The 20,817-nt window shown below is 59.7% G+C and carries 20 protein-coding genes and 1 tRNA gene; 11 read left to right on the top strand and 10 right to left on the bottom strand.

The features are described from left to right. The first annotated feature begins 23 nt into the window (after positions 1–23). From JNM85_05410 to JNM85_05400, 3 genes are read left to right on the top strand one after another with little or no spacing between them, the layout of a single operon-like run. A complete protein-coding gene (locus JNM85_05410; GenBank protein MBL8087495.1) occupies positions 24–1,289 on the top strand; it encodes a hypothetical protein in 1,266 nt (421 codons plus the stop codon). Further along, entirely contained in the window at positions 1,289–2,044 is a 756-nt protein-coding gene (locus JNM85_05405; GenBank protein MBL8087494.1) for a class I SAM-dependent methyltransferase, read from the top strand. Before JNM85_05410 ends, JNM85_05405 begins: the two co-directional genes overlap by 1 nt. Positions 2,045–2,086: 42 nt before the next feature. Continuing rightward, positions 2,087–2,902 carry a dihydrodipicolinate synthase family protein gene (locus JNM85_05400; GenBank protein ID MBL8087493.1) on the top strand — a complete coding sequence of 272 codons (816 nt, stop codon included), beginning with the start codon at positions 2,087–2,089 and terminating at the stop codon, positions 2,900–2,902. A 79-nt stretch (positions 2,903–2,981) separates the two neighbouring features. Here JNM85_05400 and hisF read toward each other — a convergent pair whose 3' ends face one another. From hisF to JNM85_05385, 3 genes are read right to left on the bottom strand one after another with little or no spacing between them, the layout of a single operon-like run. Beyond that, a complete protein-coding gene (gene hisF, locus JNM85_05395; GenBank protein ID MBL8087492.1) occupies positions 2,982–3,758 on the bottom strand; it encodes an imidazole glycerol phosphate synthase subunit HisF in 777 nt (258 codons plus the stop codon). Continuing rightward, on the bottom strand, positions 3,755–4,606 hold the full coding sequence (locus JNM85_05390; GenBank protein ID MBL8087491.1) for a hypothetical protein: 852 nt from the start codon (positions 4,604–4,606) through the stop codon (positions 3,755–3,757). Before JNM85_05390 ends, hisF begins: the two co-directional genes overlap by 4 nt. Beyond that, on the bottom strand, positions 4,607–4,822 hold the full coding sequence (locus JNM85_05385) for a hypothetical protein (GenBank protein MBL8087490.1): 216 nt from the start codon (positions 4,820–4,822) through the stop codon (positions 4,607–4,609). It abuts the gene before it with no gap. Positions 4,823–4,855: 33 nt separating this feature from the next. Between JNM85_05385 and xth the strand changes: the two genes are divergently transcribed. The 3 genes from xth to JNM85_05370 all read left to right on the top strand — a co-directional run bounded on the left by xth (position 4,856) and on the right by JNM85_05370 (position 7,259). Then, positions 4,856–5,626, top strand: a complete 771-nt coding sequence (gene xth / locus JNM85_05380; GenBank protein ID MBL8087489.1) for an exodeoxyribonuclease III — start codon at positions 4,856–4,858, stop codon at positions 5,624–5,626. Between the two features lie 173 nt (positions 5,627–5,799). Continuing rightward, a complete protein-coding gene (locus tag JNM85_05375) occupies positions 5,800–7,089 on the top strand; it encodes a C40 family peptidase (protein MBL8087488.1) in 1,290 nt (429 codons plus the stop codon). Between the two features lie 94 nt (positions 7,090–7,183). Then, positions 7,184–7,259 (top strand) — tRNA-Glu (locus JNM85_05370). Positions 7,260–7,464: 205 nt separating this feature from the next. Here JNM85_05370 and kdsA read toward each other — a convergent pair. Then, on the bottom strand, positions 7,465–8,295 hold the full coding sequence (gene kdsA / locus JNM85_05365) for a 3-deoxy-8-phosphooctulonate synthase (protein MBL8087487.1): 831 nt from the start codon (positions 8,293–8,295) through the stop codon (positions 7,465–7,467). 172 nt (positions 8,296–8,467) lie between these two features. Here kdsA and JNM85_05360 point away from each other — a divergent pair, with 172 nt between their 5' ends. Then, complete coding sequence (locus JNM85_05360) at positions 8,468–8,638, top strand: hypothetical protein (GenBank protein ID MBL8087486.1); 171 nt, start codon at positions 8,468–8,470, stop codon at positions 8,636–8,638. A 79-nt stretch (positions 8,639–8,717) separates the two neighbouring features. On the opposite strand, the gene JNM85_05355 is transcribed toward JNM85_05360, so the two are convergent. Then, the gene (locus tag JNM85_05355; GenBank protein ID MBL8087485.1) at positions 8,718–9,410 is read right to left on the bottom strand and encodes a hypothetical protein; all 693 of its coding nucleotides are present in this window, start codon (positions 9,408–9,410) and stop codon (positions 8,718–8,720) included. A 41-nt stretch (positions 9,411–9,451) separates the two neighbouring features. Between JNM85_05355 and JNM85_05350 the strand changes: the two genes are divergently transcribed. Continuing rightward, positions 9,452–10,495, top strand: coding sequence for a BMP family ABC transporter substrate-binding protein (locus JNM85_05350; GenBank protein MBL8087484.1), 1,044 nt, complete (start codon positions 9,452–9,454; stop codon positions 10,493–10,495). 60 nt (positions 10,496–10,555) lie between these two features. On the opposite strand, the gene pstA is transcribed toward JNM85_05350, so the two are convergent. The 5 genes from pstA to topA form a co-directional block, all read right to left on the bottom strand. Continuing rightward, complete coding sequence (pstA, locus tag JNM85_05345; GenBank protein MBL8087483.1) at positions 10,556–11,485, bottom strand: phosphate ABC transporter permease PstA; 930 nt, start codon at positions 11,483–11,485, stop codon at positions 10,556–10,558. Further along, positions 11,486–12,457: a phosphate ABC transporter permease subunit PstC gene (gene pstC / locus JNM85_05340; protein MBL8087482.1), complete on the bottom strand. Its 972-nt coding sequence runs from the start codon at positions 12,455–12,457 to the stop codon at positions 11,486–11,488. A 4-nt stretch (positions 12,458–12,461) separates the two neighbouring features. Further along, complete coding sequence (gene pstS, locus JNM85_05335) at positions 12,462–13,556, bottom strand: phosphate ABC transporter substrate-binding protein PstS (protein ID MBL8087481.1); 1,095 nt, start codon at positions 13,554–13,556, stop codon at positions 12,462–12,464. A gap of 81 nt (positions 13,557–13,637) precedes the next feature. Further along, positions 13,638–14,102, bottom strand: a complete 465-nt coding sequence (locus tag JNM85_05330; GenBank protein MBL8087480.1) for a glutathione peroxidase — start codon at positions 14,100–14,102, stop codon at positions 13,638–13,640. 121 nt (positions 14,103–14,223) lie between these two features. Continuing rightward, positions 14,224–16,887 (bottom strand): type I DNA topoisomerase, encoded by a 2,664-nt coding sequence (gene topA / locus JNM85_05325; protein ID MBL8087479.1) that lies wholly within the window; start codon positions 16,885–16,887, stop codon positions 14,224–14,226. Positions 16,888–17,072: 185 nt separating this feature from the next. On the opposite strand from topA, the gene JNM85_05320 reads away from it, so the two are divergent. From JNM85_05320 to JNM85_05310, 3 genes are read left to right on the top strand one after another with little or no spacing between them, the layout of a single operon-like run. Continuing rightward, entirely contained in the window at positions 17,073–18,560 is a 1,488-nt protein-coding gene (locus tag JNM85_05320) for a transglutaminase family protein (protein ID MBL8087478.1), read from the top strand. Then, entirely contained in the window at positions 18,557–19,699 is a 1,143-nt protein-coding gene (locus JNM85_05315) for a hypothetical protein (protein ID MBL8087477.1), read from the top strand. Before JNM85_05320 ends, JNM85_05315 begins: the two co-directional genes overlap by 4 nt. After that, positions 19,696–20,808, top strand: coding sequence for a 2-C-methyl-D-erythritol 2,4-cyclodiphosphate synthase (locus JNM85_05310; GenBank protein MBL8087476.1), 1,113 nt, complete (start codon positions 19,696–19,698; stop codon positions 20,806–20,808). The genes JNM85_05315 and JNM85_05310 overlap by 4 nt, the downstream gene beginning before the upstream one ends. The last annotated feature ends 9 nt before the right edge of the window (positions 20,809–20,817 follow it).

The following is a 20,817-nucleotide window of genomic DNA, read 5'->3' as shown; positions in this document are numbered from 1 at the left end:
GTAAAGACAGCATGCTTAGCCTTATGGCCAGTTTTTGGACCCTTGCGGGGGGCGTTTTTGCGTTCGCGAATAGCGTTTCCACCGATGTTCAACCTTCTGAATCGCCGATGTTCAGTCGGTACGAAGTCGCCTCGACTCAGCGACTTGCGTTGACTCCGCAGATTGACGGGCGGTTCGACCAGGAAGAGTGGGACGGCCTGAATACCTCGGTCAATGCCCCGACGACGATGCAATGGGAGCCGAACAAGCTGTTCCTGGGTGCCGTCGTTCCGGTGGGCCGAGACATCATTTTCTCGCTGGACCTCAATGGCGACGGCTGGTTGGTCGGGGACGACAACGTCGAATTGCGCGTGAGCTGGGGCGATGGAGCCCCGATCGTGCGTGCCCGGCGAATGGACGCCATGAACCGGAGCATGCCGCTTTGGATCGAGCAGCCTTTCCTGGAAGGGATGATTCGAAGCGCTGGAATCCAAGAAGGGGACCGCTGGACCCTGGAGATGGCAGTTCCGGCGGTAAGCGAGCAACCATTTGTCCTCGGTCGAACGTTAGGGATTCGCTCAGATGACGTCGCGCGAGATCAGCCGAGCCCCGAAGCTTTTATGCCGCGCTCGTGCACGCTTGTCTTCTTGCGTTACGAGCGCGGGCGTAATATTCCGGGTGGGATCGAGTGGGCAAGCGAGTACAAAGCGCGAACCGTGGTTCCCGGTGAAGCGATCAAGGTCCGCATGACCATGAGGCGCACCGGTGGGACAGAGATTAACCGCGCAGAGATGCGAACCGAAGGGCTCGCTGCGGCTTTCACCAAGCGAGTCGAGTTGCCGTTCCCGGCGTTCGATCGCAAGGGCCGGTCGTTCATCGACTACGAGACCAGCGTCGCCCCGGATGCGACGCGGGGATTCCGTATCTTGCGCACGACCTTGAAGTCGAGCGGACTGGAGGATGCAGTGCTGCAGACCAGCTACCGCATCAGCGATATCGTCGATTTCGAGGTGACGCTGCCAAACGGATTGGTGACCGAGAAGGATAGCCGAGTCCTCAAGGGGAACGTGATCTTGCGGTCGAATACTCTTCGGCGGGTGGACGGGGTCTTTACGGTCGGAGTTCCCGACGACTGGAGCGTCGCCCGGAACCGCGAGAAGAAGTTCATCATCTACCATTCGCGCGGAACCGCTAAGATCCCCATCGACCTGATCGCGCCGCAGAATGCACGCGGAGTGATCCCGATTGCGTTCCGGGCTCAGATCGGCGACCGCACAGTTTCAAGCACGACGTACTTGGTTATTCGGTAATGGCCGATCCGCGCGACCAGTTTGGACCTGCGGCCGAGCGGTATCTGACCAGCGGTGCCCACGCGAACGAGGCCGCGCTCGCTCGGTGCGTTGAGCTTGCTCAGCCTCGCGGCGGGGCAGTATTGGATGTCGGAACGGGGGCTGGGCACTTGGCCTACGCGTTCGCGCCTCACGCAAGAAAGGTGGTCGCGCTTGATCCAACCCCAGAAATGTTGCAAGTTACTGCCCGGACCGCAACCGAGCGCGGGCTCGATCAGATCGAGACGCTCCTCGGCTTTGCCGAGGAGCTGAACTTCGAGGACGGCGCGTTTGAAGGGGTGGCAAGTCGCATCGCCGCCCACCACTTCCAGAGCGTGCCCAAGTTTCTAGCTGAGGCGTGGCGAGTGACCGAATCGGGAGGCTGGCTCCTGATCGTCGATACAATCGGCATTGAGGATCCGGCTGCTAACGAAGAGTTGCAGTTGGTCGAAACGCTGCGCGATCCGAGCCATGTGCGGAACTACACGGAGACGGAGTGGCGCGCGATGACCGAGAAGGCGGGTTACAAGATCGTGCACGTGGAAACCCATTCGAATCCCCACAACGCTTACGATTGGCTCGATCGGATGAGCGTGCAAGAGCCGGTTCGGACCCGTACGCTCCACAGCATCATCTACAGCGAGGGCTGGCTCCGCGACTATCTGAGGCCAACCGGTGAGGGCGAGACGCTCACCTTCCGGCTACACCAGATCGCCCTTCTTGCCGCCCGACCCTAGCAACGTTGCTTGGATCTACCGAGAATGAACGGTGGAGCAACTATGCTTGACCTAACTGGATCTTTTGCGCCCTTGATCACGCCCTTCACCGATGATGGGAAATCGCTGAGCGAGGTGCGCATCGCGCGGATCGTTCGATGGTTGACCGAGCGCCACATCGAAGGGCTCGTGCTGAATACCGACGTGGGCGAGTTCACCTCGACGAGCTTCAGCGAACGCAAAGCGGTGATGGAGATCGTCTGCCGCGAGACCCGGGGAGCGATTCCGCTGGTGGCGAACTGTACGACGCTGAATTCCGGTGCTAGCTTGGACTTGGCGCAGCACGCTCAACGCCACGGTGCTCGGGCCGCGCTCATCATGCCGCCCTACTACGGCGATTTCACTGAGGCCGAATTTGTCGGACACTTCAAGACGATCGCGAGCTACGCCGCATTGCCGCTCATCGTGGTCGACCAGTTGGGCCGCCTGTCGAAGCAGGCCGTACTAGAAATTCAGCAGTTTCCACGGGTGACCATCGCGCATGCGCTCTCGACCGTTTGGCCCGACGGACCCCAGACATCGAGCACGGTAACGACTTACGAGTGGGTGACGGGAGGCGTCCTTTGCTCGCCGCTCGCCGGGATCTTTGGGCGGATTTCTCCAAAGCTTGATCTTGCACTCCTGAAGACTTGGAGCATGACGATGCGCGACTTCGGACCGCTGCGCGTGCTCAAGTGCGCATATCCAAACTTCGACTTGGAGATGGGGGACTGCCGGTCTCCTTACCTGCCGCTGTCTCCGCAACGGATCAACGTGGTCCGGGCGCTGACGATGCTGGTCAAGGCAAAAGAAAAGACCGCTGGAAATCCAGCGGCCTAAATTAGAATGAACGGATTCTCCTATCTCGGAAGCTGAAGTTCAGCCTCCGTTCTCGGAGTAAAGCATTCGACGTGCCAATTCAGAATTTGTTCGCGATTCTCGTAGGAATTCCGGCGTCGTGCATGAATTTCTTCAGGTCGGCCAGGTGATAGGTCCCGTCGTGGACGATACTTGCGAGCAGGACCGCGTCCGCGTGCCCTTGGGTGACCGCCTCGACCAGGTGCTCTGGCATGCCTGCGCCACCGCTCGCGATGACCGGAACCTGTACTGCATCGGAGACCGCGCGGGTCACCGCGAGGTCGTACCCACCCAGGGTCCCGTCGCCGTCCATGCTCGTGAGAAGAATCTCACCTGCTCCCAGGCGTTCGGCGTGCATGGCCCATTCGACGACGTCAAGCCCCGTGCGCGTCCGTCCACCGTGAATGACGACTTCCCACTTTCCGGGCTCACCCTCCCACGCGTGGGCATCGAGAGCTAGCACGACGCACTGGGTGCCGAACCGTTCCGCGGCTTCCGAAATCAAATCGGGGTTGTTTACTGCGGCGGTGTTCAGACTCACCTTGTCCGCACCTGCCCGCAGGGCCTCTTTGATCTGCTCGACCGATCGGATGCCCCCGCCGACTGTGAACGGGATGAAGATCTCATTGGCGACCCTCTCCGCAAGGTCGATGACCGGGGTTCGGGCATCGCTTGAGGCATTGATGTCGAGGAAAACAAGCTCGTCTGCGCCCTGATCGTTGTAGAGTCGCGCAAGTTCGACAGGGTCACCTGCATCGCGGAGTCCGACGAAGTTGACGCCCTTCACGACGCGACCGTCCTTGATATCCAAACAGGGAATGACCCGAATCGATCTCATGACTTGGTGATCCGCTGGATGCGCAACTCGCAGGTGTCGGCGGTGCGCCCTTGAACGTAGCCCCGGAAGGAATCAAATTCGAGGTCGACCATCATGTCTTCGATCTCCGTCCGCTGGTCCCAGCAGCGTCGCGCAAGCTCCTCGACTACCTGCTTCGCGACGGTCTCGGCATCGGCCTGAAGCGGCAACGTGCGAAGCTCTCGAAGCCCAATGGTGACCATGCCCGTGGTGACGATGCGACGGTACTCGTCATCCTCGACGACCTGGATGGTGACATTCGATTCGAACGATTCGAGATTGGTGGTCGCTGTGAGCCAGCGGGTGAACTGGTCGGGATCCATGAGGCGCTGCCGTCCGACGTCGAGTACGGCGATCCCATCGCCCAGTTTCATGCTGGCGTGCGCAAGATACGGCATAAAGGTGAGGTGCCGATAGTCGGCCAGTTGTTCGCGACTGACGTATCGCACCCTCAGCATCGATTGGGCCGCCGCCAGGCCATTGATGTTGCCAGAATCGGTGCCGCTGAGGGACATCAGGAGGTCTGGGCGAAAAACATGCGGGGAGCGCGAACGCAGAGTTAGCTCGATGAGAAGACGGATGTCGCTGAAAATCATGCCCTCGCGCGCGGTAATGGCGGTGGGTCTGTTGGGGTCGGCGGAGTTGGTCGCCACCATGATCTTCATCAAGTCGTCCTGTAGCGGTGCCCGCTCGGTAGGCAAATAGATCCAATACTCCACCTGCGCGGGGATCTGCGTACGATGGATCCCGGCGCGAACTGAATGGCGCATCGCACGAATACCGATGACGAGGATCGCGATCAGGGCGACAACGAAAAGTAGCTGCTGCACTTAGGGACCGACTCCAGACAGCCACCGCTGGACCGCGTCGATCTCCGGCGAGTTGAGCACGTGGTAGCAGTTGTCGCAGATCCCAGCGGCGTTGACACCCTCGCGGCGACAGAGCATGCAGAGATTGATCTTGCGATACTGCTGGACGATGTCCGGACGCGATAACGCCCACAAGAACGAACTTCGGGGAATGCCAGCGGCGGTCTCGCGATCCACGCAGGCGAGTGTACCGGGCGGTAGGATAGACGCGTGAAGATTGCCACCTTCAACACGAATTCAGTGCGCGTCAGACTTCCGATCCTGCTGGACTGGTTGGCCACGCATCAGCCCGATGTTCTGGGATTGCAGGAGATCAAGTGCGAAGATCACCAGTTTCCGCTGAGCGACTTTGAGGACATTGGCTATCACGCCATCGTCCATGGGCAGAAGAGCTACAACGGCGTGGCTCTGCTCTCTCGCGCACCGCTCACCCAGGTGCACAAGGGGATGCTGAATCCAGGTCTGGTCGACGATCGACGCATCGTGATGGCGACTCTGGACGACATTTGCATCGTGAACACCTACGTCCCGAACGGAAACAAGGTGGGCTCCGAGAAATGGGAGTACAAGATGGCGTGGCTTGAGAACTTCGTCTCGCTGCTAGAGGCGGCGCGCTCGCGCAGCAAGCACGTGCTGTGGATGGGGGACATCAATATCGCGCCTGCTCCCGCGGACGTTTACGATTCGCCCAAGCTGCTGGGCCAGGTAGGCCACCATCCCGACGAGTTCTCACGGCTGGCACGGCTGGTGGATCTGGGATTCAGGGACCTCTTCCGCCAGCATCACACTGAGGGCGGACACTATACATACTGGGACTTCTTCATTAAGAACGCAGTACAGCGCAAGCTCGGGTGGCGAATCGACCACTTGTACGCGACGAGCGCATTGGCTTCCCGGTGCACCGAGTGCTGGATCGACATTGAACCCAGGCTCGCGGAAAGGCCGAGCGATCACACGTTCGTGGTGGCATCGTTTGAGTGAGCCGTTTCAGCCTTGATTTAGTCGCACCAAAGAATGCAGCTTCACCGTCCGATAATACAAGTGGCGGATACTGAGCCGGTTGACTTACGGGGGCCAGCGCAGGTATCTTAAGCCTTGTCAGGGACCGCTGAAGTTCAGCGCGATGTTCCCAGGCACCAGAGGAGGAATTGCCCTTGAACGTAAGGACATTAGCCTTATGGGCCTGCTTGCTAGCGGCGAGCGCGTCTTTCGGCAACACATATACAATCAAAGCAGGGGATACGGTCGAGAAGATTGCTCGAAAGACCGGCGTCTCTGCGTCTGAAATCCGTAAAGCCAATCCGGGACTGAGCGAAACTCGTCTCCAGATCGGCAAGGAGATTCGGCTTTCCAGTTCTCAGCGCTCGACGAGCGGGCGCAGTTCGGCCGGTAGCGGTAACTACACCGTCCGTTCGGGCGATAACAACTGGGACCTCGCGAAGCGATACGGCATCTCCGTAGCCGAGCTTTCGCGCATGAATGGTGGTCGCGATCTGACTCGAATTCGTCCCGGCGACAAGATTCGAGTTCCGGCACCCAAGACCGTCGCCAAGGCACCGGCAAAAGTTGTTCGTCAATCGACGATGACTAAAGCGGTCGCAAAGTTTAAGTCCACCTACGTCCGCGTGTCCGGGGATGACGTTCGAGTCCGCTCGAACCCCACAACGGACTCTTCGCGGCTGGGAAGCGTCGATGTAAGGGACTACGGCAAGGTGCTACGCCAGCAGGGCGAGTGGTTGTACGTACAGTTCAATGACGTCGCAGGCTGGATTCGCAAGGACCTCGTGAAGGGAATCAGTGCGGCGGAAGTCGCTCGACTTCAAGCGGAAGTGGCGCGACGCTCCACCAGTACCGAGGTGGTTGCGCTTTCCAACAAGTCGCAGGAGGCTTCCCAGAAGAAGCCCGAACCGAAGAAGGACGAGCCCAAGAAGCGCAACGTCAAGAGCGGCGGCAGTGCCGATCGATTGATCGACAACGCCAAGGAGTTGCTCGGCACCCGCTACGTCTGGGGTGGTACTTCGCGCGGTGGCTTCGATTGCAGCGGATTCGTCGGCTACGTGATGCGCAAGGCAGGCATCAATCTTCCTCGCACTTCGAGCGAGCAGGCGACCCGAGGCACATTCGTTGCGCGGGCATCGCTGCAACGCGGAGACCTGGTGTTCTTCAATACGCGTGGAAGCCGCATCAGCCATGTCGGCATCTTCATCGGGAAGGGACAGTTCATTCACGCTTCGAGCGGGAGCGGACGCGTCCGGATCAACTACCTCAACGAGAAGTACTACAGCTCGCGGTACGTCACTGGCCGCCGAGTTGGAAATTTCGATGACGTGAGTCGTGCGGTCGAGGATGTTCGGCGCGTTCTTGAGGAGACGGGAGAGCTTCCCGTACCGGCCGACTCACCAGAGCTTAAGGTTCGACCGGGCGCTGACGAAGTGATCAAGTAACTTCGAAACGAAGGCGAATGTCGCGACCTCCTGAGATGGATCTCAGGGGGTCGCTTGATTTATAGGTTCAAGTCGGGCCATAATTTAGCTTCGCGGTCCGGTCGTCTAGCGGTTAGGATGCCGCCCTTTCACGGCGGAGGTCGCGGGTTCGAATCCCGTCCGGACTACCAACATTTTGATTCAGGGTGCCATGTTGATTGGATTAGAAATCTGCAACGTCAGCAACTAGCTGGCCTGTCTCTGCATCCCCCTCAGCCAAGCTGACAGCTTGCCGTCTCTGCAGCGACGAATTTGCGGCAAGACGCGTCGGATCGCTCTAACCGGCGAACTCTCTTCATCGGATGTGCGCACGCGACGCACGGGCGCGCTTTCGCTTTAGGGCTGCGCGAGTGCGGCGTCTCGAATCCGCTTGACGCTCGTAAGCAGGCTCCGTGCATGATCAAGCGGCCATTGTGTGGCGGAGTCCGAGAGGGCCCTTGCTGGGTCCGGGTGAACCTCTAAAAACAGGGCGTCGAGCCCCACCGCTGCCGCCGCTCGGGCCATGGCCGGGATTGATTCGCGATTGCCCGCTGTCGATGTGCCCGCCCCACCGGGGCGCTGCGCGGAGTGCGTCGCGTCGAAGCACACGGGAACGCCAAAGGATCGCATGATTTCCAGCCCGGGCATATCGACGATGAGCGTGTTATAACCGAAGCTGGTGCCTCGCTCGCAGAGCATGATGCCGCTCGCCTTGAATGTGCGCAGCTTCTCAACGATGTTCAGCGTGTCGCCTGGGGCAAGGAACTGTCCCTTCTTGACGTTGACTGGCTTGCCCGTTTCCGCGGCAGCTTGGAGTAGGTCGGTCTGACGGCACAGAAAGGCAGGGATCTGCAGAAGATCGACGCTGCCCGCCACTACGGCGGCCTGGTCGGGCAGATGCACGTCGGTGGTGGTCGGCAGCCCGAAATTGGCCGCGACGTTGCGAAGAATCTCGAGGCCCGATTCGAGGCCCGCACCGCGCGTGGTGGTGATGGAAGTTCGGTTCGCCTTGTCGAAGCTCGCCTTGAAAATGTACTGGAATCCGAGTTCGGCACACAGGACCTGCATCGTCTCCGCAACGTGAAAACACAACTCTCGGGATTCGGCCAGACATGGGCCAGCGATGAGCGTCAGCGGTCCGCTTCCCAGGGTCAGTTCACGCACGGAGAAGGAGTGCACAGGTTGCATTGAGGTTAGCATGACATAGGCTCGGCTCCGGTCGCATCCAGGTTGGCGGAGCAGCTTTCCGCGCCGAACCCCGTACATTTGCATGACGGCAAGAATGCGCAGGGTGGAAAGGGTTACCCAGGTACACGTTTGGGGCAACACAATGGGGAAGCGACAGCTGAGAGTAGTACGATTGATTGAGCCGGAGATCTGCCTAGATTGTCGGTTTGGTCAGCGCGCAGAGGTGGAACTCAGCGACGGCTCGACCCAGCAGATGATCTACTGCAAGCGGCTTGACTGCGACAACTGGGACTACAGCAGCGCCGAACCTGCGAAAAGCGTCAACATCGACGACGCAGCGTAAAAAGCCCACTTCCAGAAACAACTTGGCCGGACCACGGAGCGCAAGGGGTTACGCTTCGGGTCCGGCCTCACAGTGTTTCTTAGGCTTCTTCCTCGACGATCGCGCCTTCAGGGGCGACTTCGGGGATTTCCACTTCGACGACGGCTGCGGCAGCACGCTTGCTGGCACGTTTCTTGGGGCCGTTCTGACCCATCTCGGTGCCGACGTTGTCGCCCGAGAACAGCGCCTTAAGCTTGACGCGTCGGGTCAAATCACCACCGCTGAGAGTGGACCAGTTTGCGCGGTCAAGTGCCCACTGCCATCCAATGTCGGTGCTGGAGTATTGGTACTCGACGCCAGACTGGAGGATCTCCGCCAGCAGGGTCTTCAGATCTTCCCGCTCACCAAGGACCGTTTCGCCCTGCGCGTAGTTGCTGACGAGGTTGATCTTGAATTCGACGATCTCTTCCTCGGATGCGGCGATGGCCGCCTTGGTCCGCTTCGCTGGCGGCTCGATCCCGAGATTCACTTGCTCCAGGATCGGCAGCAATCGGCTGGTCAACTCGTGGTAGTCTTTGGTCCAATCAAACGTGTCGCCGTCGTGCTCCACCTTTGCATAGCGGCCGCTCAAGACCAGGGCCGTGGCCACGAGGGCCGCGTCGGTTTGGGGCAGCTTAGGAAACGTCTTCTTGACTTGGTCAAGGGTCGATTCAGGCTTGGTGAGGTTACAGACGATCAAAGTGTGAGTCTCCTGGGGCAGGGCAGTTGCCTGCGAGGGGCCACGGCGGCCCATAATTTAGTGATTTTACCCCGAGCGGGCTAGGAGAACAACATATGAAAACGACTTGGATGGCGTTGGCCGCGTGCAGCGTCGCACTGATGGTGGCCGGATGTAGCGGAAGCAAAGATACGGCGACGACGACGGACGGCACCACGCCAGCCGCTGGAAAGCAACTGACGATCGGGATCGTCTTTGACAGCGGTGGTCGCGGCGACAAGTCGTTCAATGACTCCGCGTGGGCAGGAATCGAGCGGGCGAAGAAGGACTTCAACATCAAGGAGATGTCAGTCGAGTCCAAGAGCGAAAAGGACTACGAAGCCAATCAGGGCTCACTGGCAGAAGCGGGTGCCGATTTGGTCATCGCGGTTGGCCTCAACCAAGAGACCGCATTGCGCAAGGTCTCGGCACAGTTTCCGGATTCCAAATTCGCCATTGTGGACGGTAGCGTCGAGGCGAAAAACGTCCGGATGCTTAAGTTCAAGGAAGAAGAGGGAAGCTTCCTGGCTGGCTACCTGGCTGGCCTCATGACCAAGACCAACAAACTGGGTTTTGTGGGTGGCATGGAGATCCCTCTCATTCACAAGTTCCAATACGGCTTCTTGGCGGGCGCAAAGATGGCCAACCCGCAGGTTGAGATGCTTCCGGCGAAGTTCACGGGCAACTGGGACGATAGTCAGAAAGGCAAAGCCGCAGCGACCGTTCTCTTCAGCTCGGGGGCGGACATCGTTTACCACGCTGCCGGGCGAGCGGGTCAGGGTGTCATCACCGCGGCTAAGGAGACCGGTAAGTTCGCCATTGGCGTCGACAGCGACCAAGACTATCTTGCTGAAGGCAACGTGCTGACCTCGATGGTGAAGCGCGTGGACGAGGCTGTTTACAGCACGATCAAGGACATCGTGGAAGGTAAGTACAGCGCAGGCGAGTCGATTTACGACCTGAAGGCGAACGGCGTGGGCCTGAGCGAGATGAAGTTCACCAAGGACAAGGTCGGCGAGGCCAACCTGGCGAAGATCGAGGAGATCAAGAAGAAGATCGTGGACGGCACGATCAAGGTACCGAAGTCCAAGGAAGAGTACGACGCGATGGTTACTGGCTAATCATCGCCATCTAGAACGTAGACGGGGCGAGCTCCCTAGTGGGCTCGCCCCGCTCTTTGCTTAGCCTAGTCTGGGCTGAGTCAGAATGCTCAACCATCGGATACCGATGTTGACCAGCGCGATCCAGATTACGAGGAACAGTGCACCCGTGATCGCGAGCTGAACGTTTAGGTCTGACGGAGAGCCTGCGCCGAAGTAGATGCTGAGCGGCAGCGCGCCCATCGCTTGGCGAGGGTCGGAAACGATCTCGCGGGTCCCCAAAGTGGTGAAGAGGAGCGGAGCAGTTTCACCCCCGACACGGGCGATGGCCAGGACGACGCCGGTCAAGATGCCGCTGCGAGCGGCGGGCAGCACAACGTGCCACACCGTGCGCCATTGACCGACCCCGAGGCCCATACTAGCTTCGCGCAGGTGGTTCGGTACCATGCGGATGGCTTCCTCGGTGACGCGCGTGATGACCGGGATCATCAAGAAGCACAGCGCGAGTGCGCCCGCAACACCGTTAAAGTTGCTCCAGCCAGGCACGTTCCTGAGGTGCATGACGAACAATGTGTAGGCGAGAATGCCCGCAATAATACTGGGCAATCCGGTGAGAACTTCTGCGAGGAACCGGATGGTCGCCGCGAACCAGCCTTTGCCGACCTCGGCCAAGTAAATCCCCGCGAGGAGTCCGATCGGGACGCCTACCAGCGAGGCGAGAAGAATAATGATTCCCGAACCCACGATTGCGTTCGCAAAACCTCCGCCTGGCTGACCCACCGGTTTCTCAGCGGCAGTCAGGAACGTCCAGTTGAGACCAGGACCACCCGCTTTCACGAGATAGGCGACGAGCAGGACGAGCGGGATGATTGCAAGCAGTGAGCCCAGATAACCCATGCCATAGGTGGTGAGATGGCGCACCTTGCGCTGGGTCGCCCAAGGCAGGAGTCGCAGTCCGATCTGATAGACCGCGACGGTAACGAGTGAGCCGATGAGGAGGGTCGCAATCATCTAGATCATCCCGCTCCTGCGGCGCATTCGCATGACGAGCCACCGGGCCAGCATGTTGATGCTAAGGGTCACGAGGAAGAGTAAGAACCCGAGGCCGATGAGCGCCGGTCGCAGGCTGCCATCCGCCTCTCCGAAGTTCGTGGCAATTTGGCTAGACAGCGTCGCCGCAGGTTGCAGCAAGTCTTTGTTGATGGTGGCGGTGTTGCCGATGATCATCGTCACGGCCATGGTCTCGCCGAGCGCACGCCCAAGTCCGAGAATCAAGCCTCCCAGGATTCCGCCGAGCGCAAAGGGGATCATGACCCCCTTCAGCGCTTCAGTGCGATTTGCTCCCAGGGCCAAGGCACCATCGCGCATGTTCTTGGGGACGACGAGGAGCATTTCGCGCGTAATCGCGGCGACGGTCGGGATGATCATCACCCCGAGCACGATCCCGGCAGTGAGCAAACTGTAACCCGTGCTCGCAAAACCGGATGATGTCCCGAAAAGGCCGGTCCATCCGAGCGTCGAAGTCAGCTGCGGGTACAGGTGGTCGCGCAGCCAAGGAATCAGGACTTCCATGCCCCAAAGGCCGAAGATGATCGATGGGATGGCGGCGAGCAGGTCAACCAGGAACGAGACCGGTTTGTAGAGCCACTTGGGAGCGAGCTCCACCAGGAATGCAGAGATCGTGACGCCGGTGACACCGCCGACCAGCAGCGCAATGAAGGCGCTGACAAAGGTGCCCCAGATGAGCGGGAGCGCCCCGTAGCGCTTGTTCATGGAGTCCCACTCTGACCCGTAGAAGAACTGGCCGCCTTGCTGGGCGAGCGCTTCGCGGCTACCACTAAAGAGCTGCTGGAGCGCGAGCACGACGATCAGGAGCAGAACTAAGCCACCGGCGGTGGCAACCCCTCGGAAGGTCAAGTCTCCCAGCCGACGCTTCCGACGGCTGGGAGCGATCTCCTGACGGGTCTCACCAACGGCGGCCACGCGTCTACTTTACCTTGATCGATTTGAGCTGCTCGATCACCTTGGTGGCGACCGACTCGGGCACCGGAGCGTAGTGCAGTTCGCCCGCTTTCATCTGACCCTCGGTGAGGATGTAGTTCATTGCATCGACGATCGCCTGGCCGCTTGGGTTCTTGGACATGTCAGTCGGCAGGAGCGCGAAGACGAAGCTGCTGATCGGGTATGCGCCCTTGCCCGGCGAATTGACGATCGAGCCGCGGAAGTCGTCGGGGAGGGATGCACCGGCAGCCGCGGCGGTCACCGCTGCGCCTTCGGGCTTAACAAACTCGCCGCTAGCGTTCTTGACCATGGCCATGCCGAGTCCGGACTGCAGGGCGTAGCTGACTTCGGTGTAAGTGATGCTGCCTGGAGTGTCCTTCGTAGCCTTGGTGACGCCGTCTGATTGCTGCATCGCGGTCACACCCTGCGGCCAGTTCAGCTTCTTGCTGCGGCCCATCTTCTCCTTCCACTCAGTGGAGACGGCGCTGAGGTAGTCGCTGAGGACGTAGGTCGAGCCAGAACCGTCACCGCGGACGATCACCCGAATATCGGCATCGGGGAGCGTAGTGCCTGGGTTAAGAGCTGCAATTTTGGGGTCGTTCCACTTGGTGATCGAGCGCATGAAGACGCCAGCGAGGGTCTCGCCGTCCATCTTCAGGTCCGTGACACCAGGAGCGTTGTAGGCGATCGAGATAGCACCGAGGACGATCGGCAAATTCATCGCCTTCGAGCCTAGCTTCGTCTCGGCTTCGGTCATTTCTTCGTCGCTCATCGGAGCGTCGCTGCACGCAAACGGGACGGTCCCGTCGATGAGAGCGGAAATTCCCGCGCCCGATCCGCCGCCCTGGTAGTTGATTGAGGTGCCTGACTTACCCTTGTAAGCTTCGAGGACATTCTCCATGAAGGGCTTCACGAACGAGCTGCCCTTGGCATTGATCGCCATGGTCGTTTCGTTTGAAGTCTCGACCGTTTTGCCGCCTGCCTCAGCGGTCTTGGAGGCGTCGCCGGAACAACCTGCGAGGAGGAGCGAGGTCGCCAAGAGGGCGAAGCTAGTGGTTCGAATTGTGCGGAAATTTGCCATACAGGTACCTTTGGTCCGGGCTCGCCGGTGTGACAAAAGTATACCGATGGGTTTTCATATTAACGCCGACTTAACAATCGCTCAGGAACTCGACTTGAGGGCGAGATCGATCGCGGCCGTGAATTCGGCGGCGTCGGGTTTGACCCTCGGACCGAAGCGGGCAATGACCTTCCCATCGCGTCCAACAAGGAACTTGGCAAAGTTCCACTCAATCTCATCGTGCCGATCGCTGTGAGCGATCAGCCACTTATAAAGCTCGTGAATGTCGTCGCCCTTGACCGAGATCTTGCTGAACATCGGGAAGGTGACCGAGTACTTCGTAGTGCAGAACTCCCTGATCTCGGCGTCCGTCCCCGGCTCTTGGCCCATGAAGTTGTTCGCGGGGAAGCCGAGCAACACCAGGCCATCCTTGCTACGCGTCTTGTAAAGAGTCTCGAGCGCTTCGTACTGCGGGGTCAGGCCGCACTTGCTCGCTGTGTTCACCACCAGCAGGACCTTGCCCTTGTACTTGTCCAGCGAAACCTCCTTGCCTTCGATGTCTTTCATCTTGAAAGCGTAAATGTTCTCTGCCTTGGGAGCTTGGGCTGGGTCGAGGGTGCCCGTACATCCGAGGCTGAATAGGGAGAGGAGAGTGCTGATCATGATCGGGGTTCGCATCCTTGAGTGTCTACGCCTTGCGCTTGGTTTTCGTTGTCCCGCGCCGGGCGAAGGACTTCTTTTTGGCGGGCCCAGCAGCAGCTTTTGCTTTGAGAAGCTCAGCGGCCATTTCCGGTGTCAGCGTTTCGGGGCTGGTGCCGCGCGGCAGGGTCGCGTTCACAGTTCCGTCAGTGACGTACGGGCCGTATCGACCTTCCATCACCCGGATTGGAGTGGCATATCCATCGACCGAACTGAACTCCTTCAGCGCCGCCCGAGGCGCGGCCATCGTCTTACCCCCGCGCGTAATCTTGGGGGCTGCCAAGAGCTGCAACGCGGTCTCGAGATCAATCTCCGCGGCCTCGCGCCAGTCGGGGATATTGCGCGATTCGGTGCCGCTCTTGACGTACGGGCCGTACTGTCCTATGAGCGCAGTCACTTCCGAGCCGGTGTCCGGATCGCGGCCAACCACGCGTGGGAAGCGGAGCAGCAATGTGAGTTCTTCATTGTCCAGCTCTGCACTGACGAGCTCTTTGGGAAGGGTCACTCGGCGAGGCTTCACGCCCGCTTTTTCTTCTTCCTCGGTGAGCGCAACTTCTAGATAATCGCCGAACCGTCCGGACCGCTTGTAGACGCTTTGCCCGGACTCCGGATCGGTACCGATCGGTGCTGGGCCCGCGGCCTTGTTATCGATCATCGCAAGCGCTTGCTCCAGCGAAAGGTCAGCGGGGGCGATGTCGAGCGGCACGTTGGCGGTGTTGCCCGCGCCGCCTTCGCCACGTTGGACGAACGTTCCGTACCGGCCCACGCGCACGACCACCGGTTGACCGGACGGATCCGTTCCCAGCTCGACATTTGGAAACGGGATATCGGCTTGCTTGGCTGTGATCTGGGCATCGAGGCCAGGGTGCTCTGGGGTGCCGAGATAGAACTCTTTGAGCTCGGCCACCCAGGATCGCTTGCCGTCAGCGATCTCGTCCAAGTTCTCTTCCATCGTGGCGGTGAACCGAGTGTCAACCAGCTCATCGAAGTGGTCTTCGAGCAACGTGGTTACTGCAAAAGCCGTGAACGTTGGAATCAACTCGTTCCCCTTCTTCACGACGTAACCGCGATCTTGGACGGTCGAGATGATGCTGGCGTAGGTGGATGGGCGGCCAACGCCTTCTTCCTCAAGTTTCTTGACGAGGCTCGCTTCGGTGTAGCGCGCCGGAGGCCGGGTGGTATGGCTTTGCGTATCCAGTTCGATGAGGTTCACATGCTGACCCTGCTTGACCGCGGGCAGCGTCCGCTCTTGGCCCTCAATCTCCGCCTCCGGATCGTCGGTCCCTTCGACATAGGCGCGGAGGAAGCCAGGGAAGACGATGGTCTTGCCGCTGGCGGCAAAGTCGAGCGCTCCCGATGGGACTTCGGTGCGGACGGTCACGGAGGTGCGATTCACCTTTGCCGGCTGCATCTGGCATGCGATCGTTCGCTTCCAGATGAGTTCGTACAGGGCGAATTGCTCGCTGTTCAGATACTTCTTAATGTCCTGCGGGCGGCGGCTTAGGTCGGTAGGGCGGATCGCTTCGTGGGCCTCTTGCGCGCCCTTCGACTTAGTCTTGTACTTCACCGGCTTGGCGGGCAGATACTCGTCGCCATATAGATTCTTGATGACCTCGCGCGCTTCCGTGAGGGCGCGATCGGCAAGGTTCAAACTGTCGGTACGCATGTAGGTGATCAGACCGACCGTCTGGCCCCCAACGGCGATGCCCTCGTATAATTGCTGGGCAATCTGCATCGTCCGCTTGGACGGGAAGCGTAGTTTGCGGTTCCCCTCTTGCTGCAAGGTCGAGGTCATGAACGGCATCGGCGGCTTCTCTTGGCCCGGAGTAGTTTCGACCGCGGTGACGACCCACTCCTTGCTCGCCTTGGCCTGATCCGCCAGTTTGCCCGCAAGCTCTTCGCTGACAAGCATGACGTTGTCCACCAGCTTGCCCGACTCGGGATCAAAGTTTCGACCTGAAGCAACGCGCTTACCATCGAGGTGGGTGAGGCGGGCATCGAACTGGCCGTCGGTTGCACCGAGCGTCGCCTCCAAGTCCCAATACGTGGCTGCCATAAACCGCATTCGCTCTCGTTCACGCTCGACGGTGAGACGGACTGCGACGCTTTGAACTCGACCGGCACTGAGTTTCGGTGCAACTTTCTTCCAAAGCAGCGGAGAGAGGGAATAGCCATACAGTCGGTCCAGAATGCGGCGAGTTTCCTGAGCGCGAACTAGATTCTCATCGACGGAACGCGGGGATCGAAGCGCTTCGCGGATTGCCTCCGGGGTGATCTCGTGAAAAACAATGCGGCGGACGGGGATCCCCTTCTTGGGCTTCAGTAGCTGCAGGATGTGCCAAGAAATGCTTTCGCCCTCGCGGTCTTCATCCGTCGCGAGTAGGAGTTCGGTTGCACCCTTGCTGGCTTTCTTGAGCGAATCGACGTGGCGGCGTTTGTCGTCCGGGACAATATAGAGGGGCTCGAAATCGTTCTCGACATTCACCCCTAGCTTGGCCCACTTCTGCTTTTTGTATTCGGCAGGGATGTCGTCTGCGCTATTGGGAAGATCGCGCACGTGTCCGAAGCTTGCCAAGACCTCGTACTCCTTGCCGAGGAACTGGCTGATGGTGCGTGCTTTTGCAGGGGATTCGACGATGACAAGTTTGGACATGAGGGTAGTGACTTCTTCCGTAAAGTGCGCCCTTATGCTACTCCAACGGCAGCGCCGGACAGGATTTACAACGGTTTCGGCGGCCATAAGGTTCGGGAGGCCGGGCAGAAAGACGGAATTCTGCGCAAAAGACTGCAGATGCAGGAGCCAACGTGCGAGTGCGAACCGTTATGTTTAGAAGAAGCATGAAGAACGCTCTCGCTCAACGTCTCGCCGCCAAGTTCGGGCGGGGGCCATGGTCGTCCACAACACGTAGCTCGGTGGTGGTGCTCACGCTGCTGTCGAGTGCGCTCGCTCGCGCCGAGGAGTCTTGGCTAGGCATGTACATGCAGGGAGTCAAGATCGGCTATGCCGGCTCGGTCGCCAAGGCAGACAAGCTCGACGGCAAGCCAGCGACGAAGTACTGGTCGATCAATGTCCTCAAGACCGAGATGATCGGTTCGTCCATGGAAATGAACTTGCAGACCAGCGCCTGGACGGACAGCACGGGGAAAATCGTGCGCATGGACTCAGCGAGTTCCAGCCAAGGACGCCGCCAGACCGTGAGCGCGCTGGTGAAGGGGCGCAAGGTTGAGGTGCGCGCCGACAACAACGGTGCGATTTCTACCAAGGTGTTGGAGATACCGGAGGGGTTGGAACTCGTGCTCGACCCGAGCGAATCCTCTGCCAGTTCGATGGTGAAGGGGCTGGGTCAGTCTGCGAAGGTCGTGATTTTCGACCCCGTGACTGTAGATCTGGTGGTCAACGAGATCGTCAGCAAAGGGCCGTCGAAGGTGCGGATCGGCAAGGACGAGTTCGCGGCGACGCTCGTGGAGGTGCGCGACCCTCGGGCAAGCAACCGAATTTTCTACTCGGGGAAGGGTGACCTCATTAAGATCGAAGGTCCCCTCGGTATCGAAATGTTCCCTGAGGCACGCGCGCAGGCAATGGACTTCTCGAAGAATCGCGGAACCATCGATCTCGCAGAAGCGACACGGATCACGGTGACGCCCGCGATCGTGAACCCCGATCAGACGGACTCAATCACGCTTATCGCCAAGGGCATGGATTTATCCGCGCTCCCTTCCGATCCACATCAGACCATCACCCAGGGGAAGGACGGGTGGATGGTGCAGTTGCATCCGGTTCGGCAGGCAACCGGGAGCACGCGCGCCGAAGCCGCAAAGTTGCAGCCCGACTTCCTGAAGGGCTCCATGCTTATTCCCATCGACGACTCGGAGTTGACTGCGCGAGCCAAGGAACTTGCCAAGAGCGAAACCGACGTACTGAAGATCGCGGAGAACATCCGTCGTGGCGTGTATGACCAGATGCGGCCGAACACGGGCATCGGGGTTCTCCGCGATGCAAGGGAAGTGCTGCGCACCTCGGAGGGGCTCTGCCGTGACCATGCAATTCTTTGCGCGGCTCTGATGCGGTCTGCGGGTGTCCCGGCACGTCTGGTCAGCGGACTGGTATATCAGGACGGAGCTTTCTACTTCCACGCCTGGGTCGAGGCTTGGTCAGGTTCGCAATGGATTGGATTTGACTCGACCAGACCGGAAACACCGATCTCAGCGGGGCACCTAAAAATTGCGCAAGGAAATGTCGAGGAGGCGTTTCTCTTCCGTGTGATCTCGGGTGCAAAGATGGTGGTGACCGACGTGAAGTGGCAAGCTGCAGGGGGGAGAGGTTGAAGTCGTTCCGAGCTGTCTGTATTGCACTGCTTGGCGTTATCGGAGCCGTTTTGGCGGGCATCTACGCCGAGAGCATTCAGCTCTCGGTCATCGCGTTCTGCAACCAGTATCTGAAGACTGGGATCGACATTGAGCTTTATCGTTCGAAGCTCAACCTCATCAGCAACATCTCGGTGGCCATCATCGGGATGGTTCTCGGGGCAAGCCTCGGGGCGCAGTTGGCGAAATACGGCAGCCTCGCGGGCACCTCTTGGGACCGGATGGCCGCCGGCGACAAGGTCAACTTGTTCCTTGGCATCTTCGTGGGGATTCTCGCCTCACTGCCCGTCTATGCGCTTCTGCAGGCGATGCTTGCGCCGAATTACATCTGGATTCCGCCGGTTGCGACCTTCGGATTTATCATCGGCCTCAGCGCGCTCGGGGTGTTTGCATTGCGCTCGATGGGCGAGGTCTTGCCGTGGTACGGCGCAGCGAGCAAGCCCAAGAAGACGGGCTTCAAGGTCTTGGACACGAACGTCATCATTGATGGTCGCATCTACGATGTCGCGCGCACCGGCTTCCTCGAAGGCCGATTCTACATCCCTCAATTCGTGCTTGACGAGCTGCAGTACATCGCCGATTCGCCCGATCCATTACGGCGTCAGCGAGGTCGCCGCGGGTTGGACATTTTGCGCCTCATGCAGGGGGACTTCGAAATTCAAGTAGGCACCTACGACCGCGTTGCGCCGGACGAAGATGACGAAGTCGATTCGCGACTGGTTACGCTCACGAAAGCGTTAGGTGCAGAATTGGTCACCAACGATGTCAACCTGAACCGGGTTGCGAGCCTACAGAACGTGAAGGTCCTGAACTTGAATGACCTCGCCATGGCGCTCAAGCCCAACATCTTGCCACGGGAGCGCATGGACCTCGTCATCTCGCGGGAGGGAAGCCAGCACGGCCAAGGCGTGGGATACTTGGACGATGGAACTATGGTCGTCGTGGAGAACGCACGTCAGCACCTCGGCGAGAGCGTTGCGGTGGTGGTCACCCAGGTGATTCAGACCGAGCGCGGCAAGATGATCTTTGGTGAGGTCGCCGGTCCAGGGGACTCTGCGGCCGGTCAAAAGCGACGAACTCGTAGCCCCGAGAACTCATGACCGTTACGGCGATCATTCTAGCGGCAGGTGCGGGCCAGCGATTCGGCGGAAACAAGATGGAGGTGCTGCTGGCCGGGATTCCGGTTTGGCGTCGCTCGTTCGATGCCTTTCTCTCTCATCCGCTGGTGGACCAGGTTGGGCTTGTGGTGTCGGCGGATGCGCTGGAGCGTATGCGAACCGACGCTCCGGAAGCAAGTTTTGTGGTCGCCGGGGGCGCGACTCGCCAAGAGAGCGCGCGCGCAGGAGTCACTGCCGCTGCGGCTGGACTTGTACTGGTCCACGATGGCGCACGCCCCTTTGTGAGCGCAGACGTGATCACCCGCGTCATTGCGGCTGCAAAGGAGTCCGGGGCTGCGTATCCGGCAATACCGGTGACCGACACAATTCGCCGAGTCGATGCCGAGGCGGATACGACGCTCGACCGAGACGGCCTGTACAGAGTGCAGACACCGCAGGCGGCGGACCGGGAGGATCTTCTGCGTGCGTATGCCGCGTCGTCGGCCGGGACGACGGACGACATCGGTGCCCTGATGCAGATCGGAATTCGCGCCGATCGAGTAAATGGAGACCGGAAAAACGTCAAACTAACGAACGCAGACGACCTCGCACGCATCCCTATGGAAACTCGCACGGGACTTGGTTACGATATCCACAGCTTCAGCGCTGACCCGGACCGCAAGATGATGCTGGGAGGAGTGGAGTTCGACGATCGACCTGGGCTTGATGGGCACTCCGACGCGGATGCATTGATTCACGCCGTTGTCGATGCTCTGCTCGGGGCGGTGAACCTGGGCGATATCGGGCTGCATTATCCGAACACGGACCCACGGTGGAAAGACCAACCTTCAGTGACGTTTCTGAAAGAAACCGCAGTAAGGCTGAAGGAATTGGGGTGGGAAATAGTGAATATTGATAGTACAGTGGTGGCCGAAAGACCGAAGGTACTCCCCAAACGCGACGAAGTCTGTCGCACCATGGCCGCTGCAGCCGGGATCTCTCCCGAGCGCGTGAGCCTGAAGGCCACGACCAATGAACGACTTGGCGCAATCGGGCGGAGTGAAGGCATTGCAGCCTTCGCTGTCGCCACCGTGAAGCGTCACGACACCTAAGGAGGCACT

It is taken from the genome of Chthonomonas sp., from assembly GCA_016788115.1.
Lineage (GTDB): Bacteria > Armatimonadota > Fimbriimonadia > Fimbriimonadales > Fimbriimonadaceae > UBA2391.
This window is presented reverse-complemented; position numbering and strand designations above follow the sequence as displayed.

What these genes read in the sequence shown, in the direction of transcription:
- JNM85_05330 (MBL8087480.1), bottom strand. Translation starts at nt 14,102, where the DNA reads ATGAAAGACATCGAAGGCAAGGAGGTTTCGCTGGACAAGTACAAGGGC.
- JNM85_05350 (MBL8087484.1), top strand. Translation starts at nt 9,452, where the DNA reads ATGAAAACGACTTGGATGGCGTTGGCCGCGTGCAGCGTCGCACTGATG.
- kdsA (MBL8087487.1), bottom strand. Translation starts at nt 8,295, where the DNA reads ATGCAACCTGTGCACTCCTTCTCCGTGCGTGAACTGACCCTGGGAAGC.
- JNM85_05405 (MBL8087494.1), top strand. Translation starts at nt 1,289, where the DNA reads ATGGCCGATCCGCGCGACCAGTTTGGACCTGCGGCCGAGCGGTATCTG.
- JNM85_05400 (MBL8087493.1), top strand. Translation starts at nt 2,087, where the DNA reads ATGCTTGACCTAACTGGATCTTTTGCGCCCTTGATCACGCCCTTCACC.
- pstA (MBL8087483.1), bottom strand. Translation starts at nt 11,485, where the DNA reads ATGATTGCGACCCTCCTCATCGGCTCACTCGTTACCGTCGCGGTCTAT.
- hisF (MBL8087492.1), bottom strand. Translation starts at nt 3,758, where the DNA reads ATGAGATCGATTCGGGTCATTCCCTGTTTGGATATCAAGGACGGTCGC.
- topA (MBL8087479.1), bottom strand. Translation starts at nt 16,887, where the DNA reads ATGTCCAAACTTGTCATCGTCGAATCCCCTGCAAAAGCACGCACCATC.
- pstS (MBL8087481.1), bottom strand. Translation starts at nt 13,556, where the DNA reads ATGGCAAATTTCCGCACAATTCGAACCACTAGCTTCGCCCTCTTGGCG.
- JNM85_05320 (MBL8087478.1), top strand. Translation starts at nt 17,073, where the DNA reads ATGAAGAACGCTCTCGCTCAACGTCTCGCCGCCAAGTTCGGGCGGGGG.
- JNM85_05355 (MBL8087485.1), bottom strand. Translation starts at nt 9,410, where the DNA reads ATGGGCCGCCGTGGCCCCTCGCAGGCAACTGCCCTGCCCCAGGAGACT.
- JNM85_05310 (MBL8087476.1), top strand. Translation starts at nt 19,696, where the DNA reads ATGACCGTTACGGCGATCATTCTAGCGGCAGGTGCGGGCCAGCGATTC.
- JNM85_05410 (MBL8087495.1), top strand. Translation starts at nt 24, where the DNA reads ATGGCCAGTTTTTGGACCCTTGCGGGGGGCGTTTTTGCGTTCGCGAAT.